The 18,306-nt window shown below is 72.7% G+C and carries 17 protein-coding genes; 14 read left to right on the top strand and 3 right to left on the bottom strand.

Annotated elements, in window-relative coordinates; all coding sequences use genetic code 11:
* Complete coding sequence (gene map / locus U5C87_RS20305) at nt 1-783, bottom strand: type I methionyl aminopeptidase (protein ID WP_330474248.1); 783 nt, start codon at nt 781-783, stop codon at nt 1-3.
* Nucleotides 784-846: 63 nt separating this feature from the next.
* Between map and U5C87_RS20300 the strand changes: the two genes are divergently transcribed.
* Nucleotides 847-1,149 (top strand): helix-turn-helix domain-containing protein, encoded by a 303-nt coding sequence (locus tag U5C87_RS20300; RefSeq protein ID WP_330474247.1) that lies wholly within the window; start codon nt 847-849, stop codon nt 1,147-1,149.
* Nucleotides 1,150-1,212: 63 nt separating this feature from the next.
* Here the strand turns inward: U5C87_RS20300 and U5C87_RS20295 are convergent, their stop codons facing one another.
* On the bottom strand, nt 1,213-1,647 hold the full coding sequence (locus tag U5C87_RS20295) for a metallopeptidase family protein (RefSeq protein ID WP_330474246.1): 435 nt from the start codon (nt 1,645-1,647) through the stop codon (nt 1,213-1,215).
* Nucleotides 1,648-1,774: 127 nt separating this feature from the next.
* Here U5C87_RS20295 and U5C87_RS20290 point away from each other — a divergent pair, with 127 nt between their 5' ends.
* The 8 genes from U5C87_RS20290 to ahcY all read left to right on the top strand — a co-directional run bounded on the left by U5C87_RS20290 (nt 1,775) and on the right by ahcY (nt 10,357).
* Complete coding sequence (locus U5C87_RS20290; protein WP_030194741.1) at nt 1,775-2,167, top strand: DUF3499 domain-containing protein; 393 nt, start codon at nt 1,775-1,777, stop codon at nt 2,165-2,167.
* Nucleotides 2,168-2,175: 8 nt separating this feature from the next.
* Nucleotides 2,176-3,675 (top strand): phosphomannomutase/phosphoglucomutase, encoded by a 1,500-nt coding sequence (locus U5C87_RS20285; protein ID WP_330474245.1) that lies wholly within the window; start codon nt 2,176-2,178, stop codon nt 3,673-3,675.
* Nucleotides 3,672-3,878, top strand: coding sequence for a Trm112 family protein (locus tag U5C87_RS20280; protein WP_188960116.1), 207 nt, complete (start codon nt 3,672-3,674; stop codon nt 3,876-3,878). The genes U5C87_RS20285 and U5C87_RS20280 overlap by 4 nt, the downstream gene beginning before the upstream one ends.
* 5 nt (nt 3,879-3,883) lie before the next feature.
* A complete protein-coding gene (locus tag U5C87_RS20275; RefSeq protein WP_330474244.1) occupies nt 3,884-5,032 on the top strand; it encodes an SIS domain-containing protein in 1,149 nt (382 codons plus the stop codon).
* A gap of 117 nt (nt 5,033-5,149) precedes the next feature.
* On the top strand, nt 5,150-6,541 hold the full coding sequence (locus tag U5C87_RS20270; RefSeq protein ID WP_330474243.1) for a mycothione reductase: 1,392 nt from the start codon (nt 5,150-5,152) through the stop codon (nt 6,539-6,541).
* A gap of 42 nt (nt 6,542-6,583) precedes the next feature.
* The gene (locus tag U5C87_RS20265) at nt 6,584-7,525 is read left to right on the top strand and encodes a DUF808 domain-containing protein (RefSeq protein WP_330474242.1); all 942 of its coding nucleotides are present in this window, start codon (nt 6,584-6,586) and stop codon (nt 7,523-7,525) included.
* Between the two features lie 189 nt (nt 7,526-7,714).
* On the top strand, nt 7,715-8,680 hold the full coding sequence (locus U5C87_RS20260; RefSeq protein ID WP_330474241.1) for a hypothetical protein: 966 nt from the start codon (nt 7,715-7,717) through the stop codon (nt 8,678-8,680).
* A gap of 240 nt (nt 8,681-8,920) precedes the next feature.
* Nucleotides 8,921-10,357, top strand: coding sequence for an adenosylhomocysteinase (ahcY, locus tag U5C87_RS20255; protein ID WP_330474240.1), 1,437 nt, complete (start codon nt 8,921-8,923; stop codon nt 10,355-10,357).
* Nucleotides 10,358-10,482: 125 nt separating this feature from the next.
* Here ahcY and U5C87_RS20250 read toward each other — a convergent pair whose 3' ends face one another.
* On the bottom strand, nt 10,483-11,949 hold the full coding sequence (locus U5C87_RS20250) for a hypothetical protein (RefSeq protein WP_330474239.1): 1,467 nt from the start codon (nt 11,947-11,949) through the stop codon (nt 10,483-10,485).
* A 169-nt stretch (nt 11,950-12,118) separates the two neighbouring features.
* On the opposite strand from U5C87_RS20250, the gene U5C87_RS20245 reads away from it, so the two are divergent.
* From U5C87_RS20245 to U5C87_RS20225, 5 genes are all read left to right on the top strand, one after another.
* Nucleotides 12,119-12,667 carry a hypothetical protein gene (locus tag U5C87_RS20245; RefSeq protein WP_330474238.1) on the top strand — a complete coding sequence of 183 codons (549 nt, stop codon included), beginning with the start codon at nt 12,119-12,121 and terminating at the stop codon, nt 12,665-12,667.
* 261 nt (nt 12,668-12,928) lie between these two features.
* Nucleotides 12,929-13,606 (top strand): MtrAB system response regulator MtrA, encoded by a 678-nt coding sequence (gene mtrA, locus U5C87_RS20240; RefSeq protein WP_330474237.1) that lies wholly within the window; start codon nt 12,929-12,931, stop codon nt 13,604-13,606.
* Nucleotide 13,607: 1 nt separating this feature from the next.
* Complete coding sequence (gene mtrB / locus U5C87_RS20235) at nt 13,608-15,353, top strand: MtrAB system histidine kinase MtrB (protein WP_330474236.1); 1,746 nt, start codon at nt 13,608-13,610, stop codon at nt 15,351-15,353.
* Nucleotides 15,350-17,143 carry a GerMN domain-containing protein gene (locus tag U5C87_RS20230; protein ID WP_330474235.1) on the top strand — a complete coding sequence of 598 codons (1,794 nt, stop codon included), beginning with the start codon at nt 15,350-15,352 and terminating at the stop codon, nt 17,141-17,143. The genes mtrB and U5C87_RS20230 overlap by 4 nt, the downstream gene beginning before the upstream one ends.
* A 181-nt stretch (nt 17,144-17,324) precedes the next feature.
* Entirely contained in the window at nt 17,325-18,170 is an 846-nt protein-coding gene (locus U5C87_RS20225; protein ID WP_330474234.1) for a ComF family protein, read from the top strand.
* Nucleotides 18,171-18,306: the final 136 nt, after the last annotated feature.

Below are 18,306 nucleotides of genomic sequence, written 5' to 3'. Positions count from 1 at the left end.
TCAGCGGGCCGCCTCGGTCGGCAGGGTCATGATCTCGGCACCGTCGTCGGTGATGGCGACGGTGTGCTCGCTGTGCGCAGTCCGGCAGCCGGTCGCGCTGCGCAGCGTCCACCCGTCCGCGTCCGTGACGAGCTCTGCGGTGTCCGCCATGACCCAGGGCTCGAGGGCGAGCAGCAGGCCCGGTCGCAGCCGGTAGCCGCGGCCGGGACGGCCCGTGTTGGACACGTGCGGGTCCTGGTGCATGGTCGAGCCGACTCCGTGACCGCCGAACTCGGTGTTGATGGCGTAGCCGGCCGCGGAGAGGACCTCACCGATCGCGTGCGAGACGTCCCCGAGGTGGGCGCCCGGCCCGGCGGCGGCGATCCCGGCCGCGAGCGCCCGCTCCGTCGCGTCGATCAGCTCGGTGCTCCCCGGAGGGCGCGACTCGCCGACGACGAAGCTGATGGCGGAGTCCGCGACGACGCCGCCGTGCGAGACCGCGAGGTCGAGCGAGAGCAGGTCGCCGTCGGCCAGGGCGTAGTCACGGGGGAGGCCGTGGAGCACGGCGTCGTTGACGGACGTGCAGACGTAGTGGCCGAACGGCCCACGGCCGAAGGAGGGCGCGTAGTCGACGTAGCAGGACTGGGCCCCGGCGTCCTCGATCATCTCCCTGGCCCACCGGTCGATCTCGAGCAGGCTCGTCCCGACCGTGCTGCGGCTGCGCAGCGTCTGCAGGGTGTCCGCGACGACGGCGCCGGCCCGGCGGGCCCGGTCCAGCTCGGCCCGGGTCAGGATCTCGATCATGCGTGCCTCTCTCGTCCAATAACTATCCCGGCAATGTTATCCCGGTCGGCTAGGATTCGGTGCATGGTCAGGCTTCCGCTCACCCCTGCCGAGCTCGCGCGCGGACAGCGTCTCGGCGCCCTGCTGCGCCGTGCCCGGGGGGAGCGCTCGATGCTCGAGACGGCCCTCGACGCGCGTGTCTCGCCCGAGACCCTCCGCAAGATCGAGTCGGGCCGCGTCGCCACGCCGGCGTTCCCGACCATCGCGGCGATCGCCGACGTCCTCGGCCTGTCCCTCGACGCCGTCTGGGCCGAGGTCAACCAGCCGGCCACGGGCGCCGGGGCCGACGGCCCGGGCGTGTCGCGCGTCAGCGACCTCGCCTCGTAGGTCGGTCCGGCGGCTCGTCCGACCGGCCGGTCAGCCGTGCTCAGGCGCGGCCGGCCGCTCGCGTCACTCCCCGAAACCGGGGTCCAGCTCCTCGGGGGCGACGCCGAGCAGTCCCGCCACCTGCTCCGTCACGATGTCGGCGACGAGCGCGGCGACGTCACGACGGTCGCTGACGCGCGTCTCGACGGGACGCCGGTAGACGACGATCCGCGCCGGACGGGCGCTCGTGGCGGGGAAGAGGCGTCCGAGCGGCACCTCCCGGTGGTCCCAGGGGGCGGGTCCGCGAGGCACGTCCTCGACCGCGAACTCCACTGCGGGAAAAGCCCGGCCGCACGTCGCCTCGAGACGGGCAGCCGCGTCGAGGACGAAGTCGTCGAACTCGTCGCGGCGCGAGACCATCGCCGGCACCGGAGGCCAGGCCAGGGGGCCGCGACGTCCGCGACCACGCCGGTCGCGTCGTCGGCGGCGCCCGGGAGTGCGGGGCGAGGCGGTGTCCACGACCCCACTCTAGATCGACGGCCACCGCTCACGGCGACGCGCCGGACGGCATACGACCGCAGTGATCTCGCGCCGCGACGGCGTGGTGATTCGTCCTGCCCGGGAGGTCGGGCTAGAGTCCCGGTTCGTGGGTCTGACACGTGGTTGCTCGAAGACGGGATGTGCCCGTCCTGCTGTGGCGACGCTGACCTACGCGTATGCCGACCGTGCCGTCGTCGTCGGTCCGCTCGCGACCTACGCCGAGCCGCACACCTACGACCTGTGCCTCGAGCACGCCGAGCGCATGACGGCCCCCCGTGGCTGGGAGGTCGTGCGCGTGGGCGGCGAGTTCCCCGAGCCCGCGCTGGCCGCCGACGACCTGCTCGCCCTCGCCGACGCCGTCCGTGAGGCCGGCCGTCCGCGCACGAGCCGCCCGGCCGAGCCGCGCACGACCTCGCGCGGGCAGGCCAACGCCGAGGCCGACTCGGGCGCCGTCGAGTCCGGCCGGCGCGGACACCTGCGCATCCTCAAGGACTCCTGACCACTAGGGTGTTCGGCGTGCCCCACCTCGCAGACTTCGTCAAGGCCTACGACGTGCGCGGACTCGTGCCGGAGCAGCTCTCGCCCGAGGTGGCCCACGCCATCGGCGCGGCGTTCGCCGAGGTCGTCGCCGTCCCCGACGGGTCCGAGGGCGTCGTCATCGGCCACGACATGCGACCCAGCTCGCCCGAGCTCTCCGCAGCCTTCGCTGCGGGGGTGACGTCGCGCGGCGTCGACGTCACCATGATCGGGCTCTGCTCGACCGACGGGCTCTACTACGCCAGCGGCGCGCTCGACCTGCCCGGCGCGATGTTCACCGCGAGCCACAACCCGGCCCGCTACAACGGGATCAAGCTGTGCCGCTCCGCCGCGCGTCCCGTCGGCCAGGACTCCGGTCTCGCAGAGATCCGGGACCTCGCGCAGTGGATGCTCGGCGGCGGCACGGGCCTCGCCCTCCCGGCCGGAGGACCTGGGTCGGTGACCACCCGCGACCTCCTCGGTGACTACGCCGCCTTCCTGCGCGGACTCGTCGACCTCTCCGGCTCGCGCCCGCTCAAGGTCGTCGTCGACGCAGGCAACGGCATGGGCGGCCACACGGTCCCCGCGGTGCTCGGGACCGCGGCCGGTCTGCCGGAGCTGCCCCTCGAGATCGTCCCGCTCTACTTCGAGCTCGACGGCACCTTCCCCAACCACGAGGCCAACCCGCTCGACCCGGCCAACCTCGTCGACCTGCAGGCCGCCGTCCGCGAGCACGGGGCCGACCTCGGCCTTGCCTTCGACGGCGACGCCGACCGCTGCTTCGTCGTCGACGCCGACGGCGAGCCGGTCTCGCCGAGCGCGGTCACCGGTCTCGTCGCGGTCCGGGAGATCGAGCGGGCCCGCGCCGGCGGCGACACGTCGGTGTCGATCGTGCACAACGTCATCACGAGCGCCGCGGTCCGCGAGATCGTGCTCGAGGCCGGCGCGACGCCGGTGCGCACCCGGGTCGGGCACTCGTTCATCAAGGCCGAGATGGCCCGTGCCGGAGCGGTGTTCGGCGGCGAGCACTCGGCGCACTACTACTTCCGCGACTTCTGGTTCGCCGACACCGGCATGCTCGCGGCCATGCACGTGCTCGCCGCGCTCGGCGAGCAGGACGCGCCGCTGTCCGAGCTCTGCGCCGAGTACGAACGCTACGTCGCCTCGGGCGAGATCAACTCGACCGTGAGCGACCAGGCCGCCGTCGTCGACCAGGTCAGGGCCTGGGCGCAGGTGCGCGGAGCCACGACCGACGTGCTGGACGGGCTCACCGTCAGCAGCCCCGAGGGCCAGACGCCGATGTGGTGGTTCAACGTGCGGGCCTCCAACACCGAGCCGCTGCTGCGGCTCAACGTCGAGGCGGCCGACCGTGAGACGATGCAGGACGTGCGTGACGAGCTGCTGAGCCTCATCCGGTCGGGCGCCGACGCAGCACACGCACCCGACGAGGGCGGGTCGACCCCCGCCCAGGACGCAGGAGACGCTTCGTGAACCAGAGCCAGCAGACCATCGAGCCGTGGCTGCGCGGGATCATCCGCTGCCCGCAGTGCAAGGGTGAGGTCGTCGACAGCGTCGACCCGACCGGCGGCGCTGACGTGACCGAGCTGCGCTGCGACACCTGCCACCTCGCCTACCCCGTCGAGGGCGGCGTCCCCGTCCTCCTCGTCGACCTCGCCCGCCGCACCGACGGCTGACCCCCGTGGGCGCCGTGTTCGACGAAGCCCGCCTCGACGACGAGGGCGCCTTGGCGTCCCTCGACTCCAGCGACTCGCTGCGCGCCCTCGCCGGAGCCGGCGCCCAGGTGCGGCGCACCATGGCGGCCGCCGGGGAGGCCGGTCTCGACCGGCTGCGTGACGTCGAGCCGCGTGGCGTCGTCGTCGCGGCCGCCGGCGGCTCGGTCGCGGTGGCCGACCTCTTCGAGGCCGTGAGCCGCGGCGCGGCCGCCCTTCCGGTCCAGAGCTGCACGTCGGGCTCCCTGCCGGGCTGGGTGGGCGCGCTCGACGTCGTCCTCGCCGTGTCGCAGTCCGGACGGGCGGCTGGCACGCTCGCCCTCGCCGCCGAGGCCGCCCGCCGCGGGGCCTTCCTCGTCACCGTGGGTGCCGCGGACTCCCCGCTGGCCGACGTGTGCGCCCGCGCCCACGGGGTGCACGTGCCGATCGCCGTCGGCGGCTCGTCGTCGCGCACGTCGGTGTGGGCGCAGGCCACCCCGGCCCTGCTCGCAGCCGATGCCCTGGGCATCGCCTCCGTCAGCCACGAGACGCTCGGCGAGCTCGCCGACCTGCTCGACCGCACCGCCACGGATGCGCGCCCGTCGTCCGAGTCGTTCGTCAACCCGGCCAAGATCCTCGCGACCGAGCTCGCCGAGTCGACGCCGATCGTCCTGGGGGAGGGGCCGTTCGGGGACGTCACCGCTCGCCGGGCCGCGGCGATGTTCGGTCGTACCGGACGCGTCCCCGTGGCCCACGGCTGCCTGCCCGATGCCGCGAGCCAGATCGTCGCGTGCTTCGACGGACCGCTCGCCCCGGGCCAGTCCGGTGGCGGCGGCAGCGACGACATCTTCGCCGACCCGTTCCTCGACGGTCCGAGCCGGGCGCCGCTGCGCCTCATCATGATGCGTGACACCTCCGCCGGCGACGGGCACGGCCTGGCCGACACCGTCGTCTCCGTCGCCGAGGACGCCGGCGTGCGGGTCTCGCTCGTCGACGCCCCCGCCGCCGACCCGCTGCTGCGCCTCGCCCACCACGTCTCTCTCACCGACTTCGCCGCGACCTACCTCGCGCTCGGCTTCGGCTTCGACCCGGCCACGTCGCCGCACGTCCGCCTGCTGCGGGGCTCCCGCGAGGTGTGATCCCCGGGTGGTCCCGCGGCCCTCCCGTGGGCGGACCGATGGCGTATGCCGTCAGCGGCCTCACGTCAGGAGCGGCCCGTCCCGGGTCGGCCGGGTTGCTCCACGTAGGCTGCGACAGTGACCCAGCACTTCGACCTGGCCATCATCGGCAGCGGCTCGGGCAACTCGCTCGTGACGCCCGACTTCGACGACAAGCGCGTTGCGATCATCGAGGGCGGGACGTTCGGCGGCACGTGCCTCAACGTCGGCTGCATCCCGACGAAGATGTTCGTCTACGCCGCCGACCGGGCCCGCGAGGTGCGCGAGGCCGGGCGCTACGGCGTCGACGCCACGCTCGACGGCGTGCGCTGGAGCGACGTGCGCGACCGCGTCTTCGGGCGCATCGACCCCATCTCGGACGGCGGCCGGCGCTACCGCGTCGACGGGCCCAACACGACGGCCTTCCTCGGTCACGCCCGTTTCACCGGCGAGCGCACCCTCACGGTCGACCTCCACGACGGCGGCACCGAGACCCTGACCGCCGACCAGGTGGTCGTCGCCGCGGGGGCCCACCCCGTCGTGCCCGACGTCGTCACCGAGTCCGGCGTGCCGTTCCACACCTCCGACACGGTGATGCGGATCGACGCCCTGCCCGAGCGGCTCGCGATCATCGGCGGTGGGTTCATCGCCTGCGAGATGGCTCACGTCTTCGCCTCGTTCGGCGTGCACGTGACCGTCGTGGCCCGGTCCTCGATGCTGCTGCGCCACCTCGACACCGACATCGCGCAGCGCTTCACCGACCTGGCCCGGGAGCAGTGGGACGTGCGCACCGGCGCCAACGTCGTCCGTGTCGAGATCGGCGCCGGGGGCGAGGGCGTGCGGCTGCACCTCGACAGCACGGCCGTCGTCGACGCCGACCTGCTGCTCGTGGCGACCGGCCGAGAGCCCAACACGGCCCACCTCGGCGCCGACGTCGGCGGCCTGCGCTTGCTCGACGACGGTCGCATCGAGGTCGACGAGCACGGTCGCACCAGCGCGCCCGGGGTCTGGGCCCTCGGTGACGTCAGCGCCCCCTACCAGCTCAAGCACGTCGCCAACGCCGAGGCGCGCACCATCGCGCACAACCTCGTGCACCCGGACGACCTGCGCCGGCTGCCCCTCGAGCACGTGCCCTCCGGCGTCTTCAGCCACCCGCAGATCGCGACCGTCGGGCTCACCGAGCAGGAGTGCGTCGAGCAGGGACGCGCCCACGTGAGCTACGTCCAGGCGTTCGGCGACACGGCATACGGCTGGGCGATGGAGGACACGACGAGCGTCTGCAAGCTCATCGCGGACCCGGCGACGGGCCTCCTGCTCGGCGCCCACCTCATGGGACCCCAGGCGACCTCGCTCATCCAGCCGCTGATCCAGGGGATGGCGTTCGGCACGACGGTCCACGCCATGGCGCGCGGGCAGTACTGGATCCACCCGGCGCTCGCCGAGGTCGTCGAGAACGCCTTGCTCGGGCTCCAGCTCGACGCACCCGCCTGAGCGCGTTCCCAGCCGACTCCCAGACCACCCTAGGATGACGCCATGGCAGGCGGACTCGTAGCGCTCCTCGACGACATCGCGGCACTCGTGAAGCTCGCGGCGGCGTCCGTCGACGACGTGGGCGCGGCCGCGGCCAAGGCGAGCGTCAAGGCGACCGGTGTCGTCGTCGACGACACCGCCGTCACGCCGCGCTACGTCGAGGGCCTGGCCCCCGAGCGCGAGCTGCCGATCATCAAGAGGATCGCGCTCGGCTCCCTGCGCAACAAGCTGCTCATCATCCTGCCGGTCATCATGGTGCTCAGCCAGTTCGTCCCGTGGGCGCTGACGCCGATCCTCATGGTCGGTGGCGCCTACCTCGCCTACGAGGGGGCCGAGAAGGTCTGGGAGATCCTCTCGGGCCACCGTGAGGAGAAGGCCGAGGCCGGCGAGGTCGACGAGGACGCCGTCGTGTCCGGCGCCATCCGCACCGACTTCATCCTCTCGGCCGAGATCATGGTCATCGCCCTCAACGAGGTCGACACCGAGCCCTTCCTCTCGCGCCTCATCATCCTCGTCATCGTCGCGCTGCTCATCACGGCGCTCGTCTACGGCGTCGTCGGGCTCATCGTCAAGATGGACGACGTCGGCCTCCACCTCGCCAAGCGCGAATCCGGCACCTCGCAGCGCGTCGGCCGAGGCCTCGTCAAGGGCATGCCGAAGCTGCTGTCGGTGCTCTCGACCGTCGGCATCGCTGCCATGCTCTGGGTCGGTGGCCACATCCTGCTCGTCGGCGTCGACGAGCTCGGCTGGCACGCGCTCTACGACCTCGTCCACCACCTCGAGGAGGGCGTGGCCGGGGTCGCGGGCATCGGGGGCCTGCTCGCGTGGGTCGTCAACACGCTCGCGTCGGCGCTCATCGGCCTCGTCGTCGGTGGGGTCATCGTCGCCGTGCTCCACGTCATCCCGCGCCGCACCAAGCACGACGAGGCCGCGACCTCGCACTGACGGGCGTGGCCGAGCTGCACACTTCGGGGCCGACCACACCGCGTATGCCGTGTGCTGACCTCCCAGAGGTGTGTCCCGGGGTCATGGGGCGGGACACCGCTGTCCACACCCGGTGCGGGGCACCTGCCACCGTCCACAGCGGGCTCAGGGCCGCCAGCCCGGCAAGCTCGGAGCGGGCACCCTGACGGCATGAACCTCGTGTCGGACCTCGTGCCCCACTGCGACGACCACGTCGTCGATGCCAGCCGCCTGCACGACGTCGGCCTGACGTCGCACGACATCGAGCGGCTCTGCCGAGATGGGCGCCTGCACCGTCTCGTCCGAGGCTGGTTCGCCACCCGTGCGCCCGAGGACGCCGTCGACCGGCACCTGCTCAGCCTGCGGGCGTTGTTGCGCCACTTCGAGGGCCGGGTCGCGGCCAGCCACCACACGCGCCTGCTCCAGGCTGGGATCCCCGTGTGGCGCGCAGACCTCTCCGAAGTGCACCTCACACGGGTGCGCGACCGCGGGTCGAGGTCGCGCCAGGGCTACCGGGTGCATCCAGGCCTCCCGGGGGTGCGGGTCCGCGAGACGAGCACGGGACCCGCGCTGCCGATCGCCGTCGCGGTGGTGCAGAGCGGCATCCTCAACGGCCCGATGGACGCACTCATCGCCGCAGACGCAGCGCTGCACGCCGAGCTCATCACGAAGGAGGGCGTCGACGCAGCGCTCCGGGTCTTCGCAGGCCGGAACGGGGTCGCGCCGGTCCGAGCTGCACTCGCCCACGCGGACGGCCGGCACGAGTCACCGGGCGAGACCCGGCTCGCTGCGGTGCTGCGCGAGCTGGAGATCCGCGCGACGCCGCAGGTGTGGATCCGGACGAGGCAGGGAGCCAAGCGGGTCGACGCGCTGCTCGACGAGCACCCCGTCGTCCTCGAGTTCGACGGTGCGGTGAAGTACCGCCCTCCCGTGGACGGTGCCGGTGTGACGGGAGGCGGCCGGATGACCGGTCCAACCGCCGACAACCCGCTCTTCGCGGAGAAGATCCGCGAGGACGCGATCCGCGACGAGGACTACGAGGCCGTCCGCGTCGTGTGGTCGCAGCTCGGGGACCCGGGCGGCATCCGACGCCGGATCGAGTCCGCCGCCCGTCGGGCCGCGCGGAGAGCGGCCTGACCCGTCCGACCGCGCACCTGCACATCTCGGAGCCAGCGCCACACCGCCTGCAGCGGGTGACCGGCCCGAAAGTGTGCGGGTGGCTCGGGCCAGGGGAGCGCGCAGGGCTCGACAGGCGATTCGAGGCCGACCGTGCCCGCCGCTAGACTGGGCGACTGCCGGCGTGGGTGATGACCCGCCAGATGAGCCCAGAGGGGCGCGCCGGGTCTGCACACCGACGATCAAAGGAAACGATCACTCATGTCCTTCGACTACAAGGTTGCCGACCTGAGCCTCGCCGAGGCCGGCCGACACCAGCTCCGACTCGCCGAGCACGAGATGCCCGGCCTCATGGCGATCCGCGAGGAGTATGCCGCGGCCCAGCCCCTCAAGGGCGCCCGCATCGCCGGCTCGCTGCACATGACCGTGCAGACCGCCGTGCTCATCGAGACCCTCACCGCGCTCGGCGCCGAGGTCCGCTGGGCGTCGTGCAACATCTACTCGACGCAGGACGAGGCCGCCGCGGCCGTCGTCGTGGGCCCCGAGGGCAGCGCCGACGACCTCCAGGGCGTGCCCGTCTTCGCCTGGAAGGGCGAGACGCTCCCCGAGTACTGGTGGTGCACCGACCAGATCCTCACCTGGCCCGGCGGCGAGGGCCCGAACATGATCCTCGACGACGGTGGCGACGCCACGATGCTCGTCCACAAGGGCCGCGAGTGGGAGCAGGCCGGCCAGGTGCCGCCCACCACCGACGAGGACTCCGAGGAGTTCGGCGTCTTCAAGGAGCTCGTGCGCCAGACCCTGGCCACCGACCCGCAGAAGTGGACCACGGTCGCCGCCGGCATCAAGGGCGTCACCGAGGAGACCACGACCGGTGTCCACCGTCTCTACCAGCTGGCCGAGGCCGGCGAGCTGCTCTTCCCGGCCATCAACGTCAACGACGCGGTGACCAAGAGCAAGTTCGACAACACCTACGGCTGCCGCCACTCGCTCATCGACGGCCTCAACCGCGCCACCGACGTCCTCATCGGCGGCAAGGTCGCCGTCGTCGCCGGCTACGGCGACGTGGGCAAGGGCTGCGCCGAGTCGCTCCGCGGCCAGGGCGCCCGCGTCATCGTCACCGAGATCGACCCGATCTGCGCGCTGCAGGCCGCGATGGAGGGCTTCCAGGTCGCGCGCCTCGAGGACGTCGTCGAGACCGCCGACATCTTCATCACGACGACCGGCTGCTACGACGTCATCACCGCCGAGCACATGACGAAGATGAAGAACAAGGCCATCGTCGCCAACATCGGCCACTTCGACAACGAGATCGACATGGCCGGCCTCGCCCGCGTCCCCGGCATCCAGAAGACCGAGATCAAGCCGCAGGTCCACGAGTGGACGTTCACGTCGGGCAGCTCGATCATCGTGCTCTCCGAGGGTCGCCTGATGAACCTCGGCAACGCGACCGGTCACCCGAGCTTCGTCATGAGCAACAGCTTCAGCAACCAGACGATCGCCCAGATCGAGCTTTTCACCAAGACCGGTGACTACGCCAAGCAGGTCTACACCCTGCCGAAGCACCTCGACGAGAAGGTCGCCCGCCTGCACCTCGACGCCCTCGGCGTCCGGCTCACCGAGCTGACCAAGGGCCAGGCCGAGTACCTCGGCGTCGACGTCGCCGGCCCGTACAAGCCGGAGCACTACCGCTACTGAGCCCTGTCGCAAGCAGGCTCGCGGCCGGCCGCCGGCCGAACGAGAACGTATGCCGTCCCCCTCGCGAGGGGGACGGCATACGTCCGTTGTGGGCTGGTGCGCGTAGCTGGTGCGCGTCGACCGGCTCAGCGCGGGGCGCGGAGCAGGACGTAGTCGGAGCCACGCGCGGACACGGTCCAGCGGTCCTGACGGACGAGGGAGTCCGACACGGACAGGCTCGCGGGGAGCAGGGCCCAGCGGCAGCCAGTCCGCTGGGGGATCGCCTCCCACCCGGGGGCCGCGCCCTGGAAGCGCATGTACGCCTCGACGTAGGGCACGGCATAGACCTCCGTTCGGCCGTCGATGGCGGGACGGACGTTCGGGTGCTTCCAGATGAGCCAGCCGCCGCTGTCGTAGTCGTTGCACAGCACGGTCCCCACCGGCAGCGCGGCGATCTGGCGGTCGAGGTCGTTGGGGCCGTAGTCGGGCCGGGCGCCGCGGGCGGGTGCGAGCAGGCCGGCGACGGCGAGGGCCGCGGCAGCGAGCCCGAGGGTCAGCGCGACCTCGCGGTGCGCGACGGGCTCCCGCGGGAGCCGGGCGACGCGGGCGATGGTCAGGGCGGCCACCGGGGTGGCGATCGCGGCACCGACGGCGATGGTGCGCACGTAGAGCAGGGCGAAGCCGATCGCGAGCCCGACGAGGAGGATCTCCGTCCACGGCGTGCGTCGGCGCTCGCGTGACCAGATGAGCAGGGTCGCGGCGGCGCAGGCGAGGAAGGCGACGAAGGGGACGTCGGTCAGCGACGGCGAGCGCCACTCGGTGACGAACTGGGCGTAGTCCCGCACGGCGAAGGGCGCCGTCAGCAGCTCGGGGCCGACCGGGGTCAGCGCAGCGGCGACGAGCGATGCGAGCGGCACGAGGGCGAGGCGCAGCGCGGCGCGCCCACGGCAGACGCCGTCGAGGCGCAGCCCGACCACGGCCACGAGCCCGATGGCGACGCCGACGAACCACATGCCGTGGCTGCACGCCCAGACCCAGGTCAGCGGAACGAGCCACCAGCGCACCCGGCCGTCGCGGCCCGTGGCCAGCCAGGCACCGGTCGTCACGACGGCCCCGGCGAACGAGACGAGGTGCGGTCGCAGCGAGAGGCTGCCGCTCATCGCGACGAGCGCGACGACGAGCACGACCGTCGTCACGAGCAGGGGGGCCTCGCGGCGCAGGACCACCCACAGGCAGAGCGCGATCGCCGCGACGCCGAGAGGCAGCAGCCACGAGACGCCGGCCAGCCCGAAGGCCTGCTGGGTCACGCTCATGAGCAGCTCCGGCAGCCACTCGTGCAGGCGCCACGGCTGCGTCGACATCGTGCTGAACGGGTCGGCGCCCGCGAACGACCACGTCCCACGCAGGTGGTCGCCGGCCGCGAGGTGCCAGAAGGTGTCCGGGTCGCGCACCGGCTGGATCGTGCGCAGGACGGCGAGGAGGACGACGAGCCCGGGCAGCGCCTGCCGGAGCAGCAGCGGCAGCCCCGAGGCCCGCCCGGTCGCCGGTGCCGCGGCGGTCGAGGCCGACCGAGAGGTCGACTCCGGTGCGGCGTTGCGCGTGTCGCTCGTCACCGGGCGATCATCCCCGGTGCGTGGGGGAGCCGGGGGCTTTTGGGCCGATTGGCGCGCCCCACCACCCCGCGCCGGCGCACGCTGTGGGTCCGTCTCTCGACCTGAACCGCGGGGCCTGCCGTGGGAGGATCGAAGGACTCACCGACCACCCGTCTGGCAGGGACCCTCCATGAAGAAGCTCCTGACCGGTGCACTCGCACTGGCGCTGTCCGTCTCGCTCGCAGCCTGCTCGAAGTCCGTCGACCAGACGGCCACCGCGAGCACCCCGGCCGGCTCGAGCTCGAGCGCGACCACCCCGACCGACACGATGTCGTCCGCGACGACCGACGACACGGGCACCGACGCCACCGATGGCGCCACCGGGGCCACGGCCGGACCCGTCGACCAGTCGACCCCCGAGGCCGCCATGACCTCGTGGCTGGGGGCCATGGTCGCCGGCGACGGCAACACCGTGTGCTCGCTCATGGCCACGAGCGGCAAGGCGATCTCGAGCATCCCGAACGCCGCCGCGGCCTGCGGCAAGACGATCACCCCGATGCTCGACCAGATCAAGGAGCTCGGCGCGGCGTTCAAGGGCCTCAAGATCAGCGGCGCCACCGTGAGCGGCAACACGGCCACCTTCGAGAGCGTCACGACCGAGCCGGCCCTGGCCGCCGACGTGGTCGCGAGCTTCAAGGCCGTCAAGATCGGCGGCAAGTGGTACGTCACGCAGGGGTGACCCCCCGCTGACCGGTCGCGCCCCCGGTTCTCGCAGGCCGTCCTCGCACCCTTCGGGTGGCGTTGTTGACCGAGCACGTATGCCGTGTGCACCCGTCCCGGGGACGTGTGCACACGGCATACCTGCTCCGTCCTCGCTCGGAAGGGACGACGCCGCGCACCTTACGGGGACCGATGAGCGTCAGTAGTCGGTCAGGCGTGTGTGATGATTTGGTCAGGACATACGGGGCGCGTGATCCGCGGTCCCGGGAAGGAGCCTGTCGTGAAGGGTCGGGTACTGGTCGTCGACGACGACCTCGCACTCGCCGAGATGCTGGGGATCGTGCTGCGCAACGAGGGGCTCGAGGTCACGCACGTGGCCGACGGCGCCGAGGCGGTGGGCGCGTTCCGCGAGTCGCGGCCCGACCTCGTTCTGCTCGACGTCATGCTCCCGGGCCTCGACGGCATGGAGGTGTGCCGCCGCATCCGTGCCGAGAGCGGCGTGCCCATCGTCATGCTCACGGCACGCACCGACACCGTCGACGTCGTCGTCGGGCTCGAGTCCGGCGCCGACGACTACGTCGTCAAGCCGTTCAAGCCGCAGGAGCTCATCGCGCGCGTCCGCGCCCGGCTCCGTCGCGGTGACGAGCCCGCTCCCGAGCGCCTTGCCATCGGAGACCTCGAGATCGACGTGGCCGGCCACTCCGTCAAGCGGGCGGGGGAGTCCCTGTCGCTGACGCCGCTCGAGTTCGACCTGCTCGTCGCCCTCGCGCGCAAGCCGTGGCAGGTCTTCACCCGCGAGGTGCTGCTCGAGCAGGTCTGGGGCTACCGCCACGCCGGTGACACCCGCCTCGTCAACGTCCACGTGCAGCGGCTGCGCTCGAAGATCGAGCACGACCCCGAGCGGCCCGAGATCGTCGTGACCGTGCGTGGGGTCGGCTACAAGGCGGGCCCGTCCTGACATGACGCAGCGCGCGGCCCGGAGCGGACCCGCGGGGCTGGCCTCGCGGGTCGGATCGGTGCTGCGCCGCGCGTGGCAGCGCGTGCTGCACCTCTGGCGTGCCTCGCTCGGCTTCCGCGTCGTCATCGTGACGATGCTGCTCGGCATCCTCGTGCTCACGGCGGTCGGCACCTATCTCTACGGCTCGATCGCCCAGGGCCTCGTCGACAGCCGGCAGCGCATCGCGTCCGAGGACAGCCTGCGTGACGCCACGGATGCGCAGGGGCAGTTCGACTCGACCGACCAGACCGACACCCAGGCCAAGCTCACCCAGTTCGCGACCACCCTCATCAAGTCCTACCGGCGCGACGCGGGCAACGAGACGCGCTACGTCGTGCTGACCCGCTTCGACGACAACACCTCGCCCTTCATCGTCGGCCCCATCGAGAGCGGCAGCGTCGGCGTGCGCTTCATCCCCGACGAGCTGCGCAAGCAGGTCGCCGCCCAGCCCGACCGTCAGCACCTGCAGGTGGCCACCATCGACGAGGGCGGCGACAGCATCTCGGCCGTCATCGTCGGGCAGAAGGTCGAGCTTCCGGTCGCCGGCTTCTACGGCCTCTACTTCATCTACCCGATGGACCGCGAGCGGGAGATCATCAGCTTCATCGGGCAGACCTTCCTCTTCGGCGGGGCAGCGCTCATCCTGCTCATCGGCGCCATCGCCTTCGTCGTGACCCGACTCGTCGCCGACCCGGTGCGGCGCGCCGCGGCCGTGGCCGAGCGCTTCGCCGAGGGCAACCTCAACGAGCGCATGCGCGCCAAGGGCGAGGACGACCTGGCCCGCCTCGGCACGTCCTTCAACGGCATGGCAGCCTCGATCCAGCAACAGATCGCCCAGCTCGAGAACCTCTCCCGCGTGCAGCAGCGGTTCGTCTCCGACGTCTCGCACGAGCTGCGCACGCCGCTGACGACGATCCGCATGGCGGGCGACCTCATCCACGACTCGCGCGGCGACTTCGAGCCCACGGTCGCGCGGTCGGCCGAGCTGCTCCGCGGCGAGCTCGACCGCTTCGAGTCCCTCCTCAGCGACCTGCTCGAGATCTCCCGCTTCGACGCCGGCGCCGCGGTGCTCGAGGTCGAGGCGAGCGACCTGCGGGCCTGCGTCGAGCGAGCGGTCGACGCCCACCGCACCCTGGCAGCGCGCAAGGGCACCCAGCTCGTCGTCAACGCACCGTCGAGCCCCGTGGTCGCCGACATGGACTCTCGTCGGATCGAGCGGATCCTGCGCAACCTCGTCGCCAACGCCATCGAGCACGGGGAGGGCAAGCCCGTCGAGGTGACGATCGGGTCCAACGACTCGGCGGTCGCCGTCACGGTGCGCGACCACGGCGTGGGCCTCAGGCCCGGCGAGGCGGCCCTCGTCTTCACCCGCTTCTGGCGCGCCGACCCGGCTCGTGCCCGGACCACCGGCGGGACCGGCCTCGGGCTCGCCATCGCCCTGGAGGACGCGCGCCTGCACGCCGGGCGTCTCGAGGCCTGGGGCGCCCGCGGCGAGGGGTCCTGCTTCCGCCTCACCCTGCCGCGCCGCGCCGACGCGACGATCACGAGCTCGCCGCTGCCGCTCAGCCCGCTCGCAGCCGAGGCAGCCCGTCTCCGGGCGTCCGGGGACGACCCGTCGTCCGGGTCGTCCGGGTCGTCCGGGTCGTCCGGGCCGGCCGACGACGACACGCTGCGCCTGCGCCGCATCGTCGTGGAGCGCTCGCCGTGAGGGCACGCCGTCTGGCCTGCCTGCTCCTCGCCGCGTCGACGCTCCTGGCGGCGTGCGGCGGCCTGCCGAGCACCGGCCCGGTCGTCGAGGGACGTGCCCTCGGTGAGGTCCTGAGCGAGCCCGTACGCGTCGTCGCCGTCGGTCCCGTGGACGGCGCCAGCCAGGAAGCCATCGTCCGCGGCTTCCTCCGCGCCGGCGAGGACACCGACGAGACCCATGCGACCGGACGCTCGTTCCTCGCGCCCCAGTCGATCGACCTCTGGCGCTGGTCGAGCGAGGACGTCGTCGTCTACGACGGTGACCTGACGGTCAAGAAGGTGTCCGACGACACCGTCGAGGTCAGCGCGGCGGGGATGGCGCGCCTGACACCCGACGGCCGTTACATCGAGCAACCGGTGGGCACGCGGGTCAAGGTCACCCTCGGGCTGACCAAGGTGGGCGGGGAGTGGCGCGTCGAGCTGCCGTCGAGTGGCTTCGGGCTGTGGCTCGACAACGACCAGTTCAACCGCGTCTACGTCAAGAGGTTCATCCACTACGTCAGCCGCAACGGCCGTGACCTCATCCCGGACCCTCGATGGTTCCCCATCGGCACCCGGCTCGCGACGACCCTGGCGCGCGCGCAGCTGAGCGCCGTACCCGCCTACCTCGCCGGCGCCGTCTCCACCGGCGTGCCACCCGGCACCCGGCTCGCGGTCAACGCCGTCCCCGTCACGGCCGGCAAGGCCCTGGTGAACCTGAGCAGCGAGGCGCTGTCCGCCGACCCGGCAGCCCGCGCGGCGATGTGGGCGCAGCTGACCAAGACCCTGAGCCAGGTCGCCTCGGTGGGCTCGGTGTCCCTCGCCGTCGACAACACCAAGCTCGAGCTGCCCGGTGGGGTGACGTCGGTGGCGTCGGCAGCAGAGCTCGGCTACGACACCGTCAACCAGACGATCTTCGACACCGCGCTGCTGCGCACCGGCGACACGATCCGCCGCTTCGACCCGCGCTACGTCCCGGACACGCAGGCCTCCAAGCGCCCGGACCTCAAGCCCAAGGACGGCGACATCGCCCGCATCCCCGACACGTGGCAGAGCCTGGCCCTGTCGGCCGACAACAAGCAGGTCGCCGCCGTCTCCGGCGACCGGACCGAGCTGTCGATCTGGCGGGCCACGGCGCAGACGCGGACCGTCGCGGCGTTCGCCACCTCGCTGACGCGCCCGGTCTACGACGCGAACGGCTACCTCTGGGTCGCCGGCAGCGACGACCAGGGCGACGACCGCGTCTTCGTGCTCGACTCGGTGTCGAGCGACCCGAACGCCACGGCCAACCCGGTCAGCACGCCGTGGCTCGGCAAGCGGCGCGTCACGGCGATGGCCGTCTCGGCCGATGCCGCGCGGGTGCTGATCGTCACGACCGACCGCTCCGGCGGTGACGCGCAGCTCGGGGTCAGCGGGATCGTCCGCGCGACCAACGGCGAGCCGCAGGCGCTCGCGAAGCCGCTCCAGCAGGCGCAGTCGCTGACCCGCATCCAGGACGTCACGTGGCTCGACCCCACCAACTACGCGGTGCTCGGCCAGGTTGGGGCGAGCGACCCGATGCGCCCGTGGCTCGCCACGATCGGCGCCGGCGTCGACGGCACGCGTGAGGGGATCGGACGGCTCAACGCGGTGCCCGGCGCGGTCACCATCATGACCGTCGGCGGACCCCGCGGCATCCTCATCGTCACGAGCGACAAGCGGGTGCTGGCCCGGGCCGGGTCCAACTGGCCGCTGCTCGAGCGCGGCAGCGACGTGCTCGTCCCCGGCGGCTGACGCGAGCTCACGCGCCGGCTCGGCCGGGCCCAGGTGTTGCTCCCGCGGGCCGGCCTCCGGGGTCGGTCCCGGGCCGACCGCTCGGCGGGCTGCGTCCACATCCCCTCGGCGCGCGGCTCCGTCGTCCCCAGATCCGGTCGACGCCCTCGCGGCGCCGTCCGGGGTGCGCTGTGCTGGGCCGGTGGCAGGGCGTGGCGCGGAGCGACATACCGGGCCGCGGGCACGCCCGGGGCCGGCACGTGCGGTCGGGCGCGCCCTGTCGCTGCTGCGGGACAGCGACCTCGTCGACCTCGTCCTGCCCCGGGAGTGCGGCGGGTGCCTGCGCCCCGGCTCCGACTGGTGCGCCCGGTGCGACCGGGCGCTCCTCGCGCTGGCCTTCGAGGCGCCGGGCACGGGCAGGGAGAGGGCGCCGGCCACACCCGGTGACCACGGCGGTGGCCCCTGGGTGGTGCCGCACCCCGTCCCGGAGGGGATGCCGCCGGTGCACGCGTGGGGCGTCTACGCCGATCCCCTCCGGGCCGCCGTGTCCGCGTGGAAGGACGTCGGCCGCCGCGATCTCGTGACCGTGCTGGCGCCCCTGCTCGCCGCGTCCGTCGACGGTGCGCTGCGGGGTGCCGGCTGGGACGACGGCGTCGTGCTCGTCGTCCCAGCGCCCTCGTCGCGACGCTCCGTGCATGAGCGGGGCGACACGCCGCTGACCGCACTGTGTCTGGCCGCCGTGTCGCACCTCACGCGCCTGTCGCAGCCGTCCGGCCCGACGCTGCGGGTGGCCCCGGCCCTGCGCCACGTGCGCCGCGTGGAGGACCAGTCGGGGCTCGGCACGGTCGAGCGTCGTGGCAACCTCGCGAGCGCGCTTGCCGTGATGCCGTTGTGGCGCAACGTGATCGGCGGACGTCGCGTCCTGTTGGTCGACGACGTCGTGACCACGGGTGCCACGCTCGCCGAGGCCGCCAGGGCGTTGCGGACGGCCGGTTGCAGCGCCGTCGTCGGCGCGTCGATGGCGGCCACCCAGCGCACCCGTGGGTGATCTCAGGACCCTCTGTGGACCCTCTGTGGCAGCCGACCGGGCGTCCGACGCGCCCGGGGTGAGGGGGATCTCCCACATGCCTTCCGGTGGGGACGCGGCCCAAGTAGGGTCGAGTCATGGACCCCGTCCCACGGGG

This window comes from Terrabacter sp. C0L_2, from assembly GCF_036352015.1.
Lineage (GTDB): Bacteria > Actinomycetota > Actinomycetes > Actinomycetales > Dermatophilaceae > Terrabacter > Terrabacter tumescens.
This window is presented reverse-complemented; position numbering and strand designations above follow the sequence as displayed.